The sequence below is a fragment of the Luteimonas sp. A478 genome (genome assembly GCF_054052025.1).
Window position 1 is genome coordinate 1 of sequence record NZ_JBSVRF010000015.1, and the last position, 2,830, is coordinate 2,830.

At 56.2% G+C, this 2,830-nt stretch carries 5 protein-coding genes; all 5 read left to right on the forward strand.

The features are described from left to right. Nucleotides 1-139 precede the first annotated feature (139 nt). Nucleotides 140-517, forward strand: a complete 378-nt coding sequence (crcB, locus tag ACW7G3_RS14130) for a fluoride efflux transporter CrcB (RefSeq protein WP_456974532.1) — start codon at nt 140-142, stop codon at nt 515-517. Nucleotides 518-637: 120 nt separating this feature from the next. Beyond that, nucleotides 638-1,117: a hypothetical protein gene (locus ACW7G3_RS14135; RefSeq protein ID WP_456983549.1), complete on the forward strand. Its 480-nt coding sequence runs from the start codon at nt 638-640 to the stop codon at nt 1,115-1,117. Between the two features lie 161 nt (nt 1,118-1,278). Then, nucleotides 1,279-1,698 carry a putative signal transducing protein gene (locus ACW7G3_RS14140; RefSeq protein WP_456983551.1) on the forward strand — a complete coding sequence of 140 codons (420 nt, stop codon included), beginning with the start codon at nt 1,279-1,281 and terminating at the stop codon, nt 1,696-1,698. A 127-nt stretch (nt 1,699-1,825) separates the two neighbouring features. Then, nucleotides 1,826-2,218, forward strand: a complete 393-nt coding sequence (locus ACW7G3_RS14145; protein WP_456983553.1) for a hypothetical protein — start codon at nt 1,826-1,828, stop codon at nt 2,216-2,218. A 213-nt stretch (nt 2,219-2,431) separates the two neighbouring features. Then, the gene (locus tag ACW7G3_RS14150; RefSeq protein ID WP_456983554.1) at nt 2,432-2,728 is read left to right on the forward strand and encodes a hypothetical protein; all 297 of its coding nucleotides are present in this window, start codon (nt 2,432-2,434) and stop codon (nt 2,726-2,728) included. The last annotated feature ends 102 nt before the right edge of the window (nt 2,729-2,830 follow it).

Sequence of the window (2,830 nt, forward strand, 5' to 3'; positions counted from 1 at the left end):
GTTGCACTCGAGCCTGGGATACCGGTCGCCAGTGCAGTTTGAGGCGGCCGCGTGATACAACGTCAGTGTCAACAAAAACGGATGAAGTCCCAGCCGCTTCGCGGCTCGGCTTAACTCAGGTGTTAGGCCTCAAACACATATGAACGAGTACTTGTGGGTAGGACTCGGCGGCTTCATCGGTTCGGTGGCCCGTTACGCTGTGGCCGTCGGGTTAGGTGCTGCGCCGGCGGGTCGCTTTCCGTGGGCCACTTTCGCTGTCAATTGTTTGGGCTGTCTGCTGATCGGCCTGCTAGTAGGCATTCTTTCCAAGACATCCGTCTCTGAGCCGGTTCGCCTGTTCCTGGTCGCCGGTATCCTCGGGGGCTTCACTACCTTCTCAGCGTTCGGGCTGGAGTCGCTCACCCTCCTGCGGCGCGGAGAAACCAGCCTTGCTCTGCTGTACATTCTTGGCAGCGTCCTCGTGGGCATTGCTGCAGTCTGGCTAGGTCTTCGTTTCACCGGCGGAGCTGAGGCCTAACAATGCGTTCAAGCCGAAGCCGCTTCGTTCCGCAAACCACATGGCAGGTAAAGCTTGCCATGTGCTTCGCTCCACTACGCGGCTCGGCTTAACTTAGGTGTTAGGCGCAGGGGGAACATCATGGAAACCAAGAGTCACTCGAACAACTATGGAGCAGTTTGCTGCACCATTCTCACCGCTTTAATTTTCTCGTTCTCGGCAGGAGTTATTGCTCAAGATTCGGCCCCGGGGCAGATCAGAATCGATATCCGAGATACGCTATCAGGAAACTCAGAGCGAAGCCAAGTCGCTTGGGCATGTACGAATATCGCAAACGCTGCAGTTTACGCACATGAGCGCAATATGCTATCGAGTGTGACTAACGAGGCTGCAAAGGCGAAGGCCTTGGGAGCCAGTGACGATAAATTTTTTAATAACTTCGTCCAAGAGTTTAGGCTCAATGCGCAAGATGATTTTTTGGCTCCTGCACTGATTTTCTCGCAGACAAACATCATGTGGCTCGAGCAGCAGACTCCGTACAGAAAAGAGTTCGAGCCGGTATACACGGCTTATTTGGCTGCCGAGTGCGCCCGCGTCGCTAGGTTCTCACCTGGTCCTTGATCATCCATTTGTCATCGGATGCCAATTTTCACCGGCATGTGCCTAACAATGCGTTCAAGCCGAAGCCACTTCGCTCCGCCGACCACATGGCAGATAAAGCTTGCCATGTGGTTGGCTCCACTACGCAGCTCGGCTTAACTTAGGTGTTAGGCCCCTAAATCATGCTCACCACGGTCGGACGCTACTTTGATCCTTGGGAGGCGCATATCCTTCGCGCTCGTCTTGAGGCTGAGGGGATTCCAGCCAGCGTCGCAGGCGATCAGCACATCATCGCCAACTGGCCCTTGTCTGTGGCATTGGGCGGAGCTGCGCTACAAGTGCCCAGCGCACACTTGGCCCACGCTCAGGAAATTGTTGCTGCCTACCATGCGGGTACTCTCTCGCAAGACTTGGCTGCAGAGCATCCCGAGGTCGTTGACGCATGTCCTGCATGCGGAGTTGCCGAGGTAGTTGGCTCCGTTCCTTTCGGGCAACGTGCCCTCGTAATTGCTACATTCCTCATCGCATCGGCCCCGTTCCCAACCAGCGCATCGCGCATGCACTGTCAGGCATGCGGTCATAGCTGGCGGTACGGGGCCTAACAATTCGTTCAAGCCGAACTTGCTTCGTTACACCAAAGCCATGGCAGAAGGAGCTTGCCATGGCTTTGGCTCCACTACGCAAGTCGGCTTAACTCAGGTGTTAGGTTGCTTATAGGAGAGTGTAGAGATGAATAGCAGACGGATTTTTGCAGGGATTGTTGTCATGCTGGCCGCGGCGTGGGCGTTGTCCTTCGCAAGAGAGCTGCTCAACCTTGAGCACCTCTTGGCAGACCCGGTCAGTGGCGGATTGACATTGTTCATATCAGCGCTGCTCGGTGGCTTCGTTGCGCGATCTGGATTTTGGGTCCCGGCGCTCCTGCTCTGGCTCGTTATTTGGGCCTCAACGATCTACTTCTTGCACCGCATCGGTGCGCCCACAAGCGCGGCGCCTTCGGTCACCGACATCCTCTCGTTCAATGCCGTTGCCCTGGCGACCTCCTTGATCGGAGTCAGCGCCGGAACTTTGCTGGGACAGCATCTTTCCCGGCGCCTCACCACGGCACAGTCGGCCGCAACCTAACAATGCGTTCAAGCCGAAGCCGCTTCGTTCCACCAAGCACATGGCAGATACAGCTTGCCATGTGCTTGGCTCCACTACGCAGCTCGGCTTAACTTAGGTGTTAGGCCTATGACGAGATTCATCGGAACCCTAATTCTCCTTCTTGGACTCTCGGGCACGTCTTGCGCGCAAGAGACTCCGCCGATTAGCACTTCTGGGCTTTCGGAGGCGTCCATGAACTTCGACCAAGAAGGCATTCGACCATTCCTTGCAGAGCTGTCTCGCTCCTTTTCATCCGGCCTGGAACCCGCCCGTGCGGACGAGCTTGCTCAGTCAATTGAGTCGTTGTCCGTGGAGCAAACCGGCAACTGGGAGTACGAGGTGGTCGCAAATGGGAAGACAGAGCGCCTGGTGGTCGTTGCCTTCAAGGATGATGTGGACGCGCCTGACCTCGCGTTCTACTCATCGCCAGAACTGGCCTCTCGCATCCAGGAGCAGCTAGAGTCTTTCGCACAGGCTCAAGGGTGGTAGGGCCTAACAATTCATTCAAGCCGAAGCGGAAGTTCCTTCGGTTCAGTGGACACCGTGATCTAATCATCAGGAGTGTCTTCCATGCCAAGACCTGGTCCCAGA